Consider the following 1,669-nt stretch of genomic DNA (forward strand, 5'->3'; position numbering starts at 1 on the left):
GCCGAGAACCTGGGCACCGTCTGCGGCGGCCGGGCCTGGGTCGTGGTCACCTCCCAAGAGGACATCGACGCCGTGCTGGGCGAGGTCCGCGCCGCCCGCGCCAATGACTTCTCCAAGATCCAGGGTCGCTTCAAGACCCGCCTGTCGCTCTCCAGCGCCAACGTGGACGAGGTCATCCAGAAGCGCCTGTTGGACAAGACCGACGCCGCCCGAGCAACCCTGGCGGCCCTCTACCGCGACCAGGCCGACATCCTCAAGAACCAACTCAGCTTCAGCAATGTCGGCCTGACCTTCAAGCCCTATGCCGACGCATTGGACTTCGTCAGCGTCTACCCCTTTGCCCCCTATCAGTTCCAACTGATCCAAAAGGTCTTCGAGGCCATCCGCCGCCACGGGGTCACCGGCCTGCACCTGGCTCGCGGCGAGCGTTCCATGCTGGACGCCTTCCAGTCCGCCGCCGTCCAACTCGCCGCCGAGCCGGTCGGGGTGCTGGTCCCGCTGCACCGCTTCTACCCGGCCATCGAGAGTTTCCTCGAAGGCGTCGTCAAGTCGACCCTCGATCACGCCGCCGGCAACGACAAGCTCGAAGCCTTCGACTCGGAGCTTCTGCGCACCCTGTTCCTGATCCGTTATGTCGATGAGATCCGCGGCAACGTCGACAACCTGGTGACCCTCTTCGTCGACCGAATCGACGCGGACCGCCTGGCCCTGCGCTGGCAGATCGAGGCGAGCCTCCAGCGCCTGGAGCGCGAGACCCTGATCGGGCGCAACGGCGAGGCATTCTTCTTCCTCACCAATGAAGAGCGCGACATCAGCCGCGAGATCAAGGACGTGGACTTAAGTTCCGCGGAAGAGGCCAAGTTCCTGGGCGAGCTGATCTTCGAGGACCTGCTCAAGGGGCTGCGCAAGCACCGCTTCCCCGACAACAACAAAGACTTCGGCATCAACCGCCTGTGCGACCTGCACCCGCACGGCACCCGCACCGACGGCGATCTCGTCCTGTCGGTCATCACCCCCCTGGCCGACGATTACCCACTCTACGAAGAGGCCCGGTGCATCCTGCAAAGCGCCGCCGAGGGCGGCCATCTCATCGTCCGGCTCGACGACGACAACACCCTGGGCCGTGAACTGCGCACCTGGCTGCAGACCGATCGGTACGTCGGTCGCAAGAACGACGGCACCGCCGCCACCACCACGGTCAAGATCCTGCGCGAGCGCCAGGAGGAGAACCGGGAACGCCGGGCGCGCCTGGTCCTGCAACTGGAGCGCCTGTGCAAAGAGGCCGCCTACTACGCCGCCGGCCAGCCGGTCCGGCCCAAGGGCGGCACCGCCGCCGCTGCCTTGGGTGAGGCACTGAACTATCTCATCCGCAACAGCTTCAACAAGCTCGGCTACCTCGCGCACCTGTCCGCCAACCCCCAGGCCGAGATCAAGGCGGTGCTGAGCAGCACCGACCTGGACGACCTGGGCTTCTCGCTGGAGACCGGTCAGGGCAACCAGCAGGCACTCACCGAGGTCGAGGGCCACGTCAACCTCATGGCCGGCGTCAACCGCCAGGTGATCCTGCATGACCTGGTGGAAGACCGGTTCGGCCGGCGCCCTTACGGCTGGCCGGAGTGGGAGGTCGTCCTGCTGGTGGCTCGCCTGGTCCGCAAGGGCGCCATCAGCC

1 protein-coding gene is annotated in these 1,669 nt (G+C 66.2%); it reads left to right on the top strand.

Annotated features, from left to right (window positions below):
• Positions 1-1,669: BREX system P-loop protein BrxC (brxC, locus tag QZY48_RS10935; protein ID WP_295430891.1), on the top strand; the 1,669-nt coding region annotated here is incomplete at both ends.

This window comes from uncultured Thiodictyon sp. (assembly GCF_903828115.1).
Lineage (GTDB): Bacteria > Pseudomonadota > Gammaproteobacteria > Chromatiales > Chromatiaceae > Thiodictyon.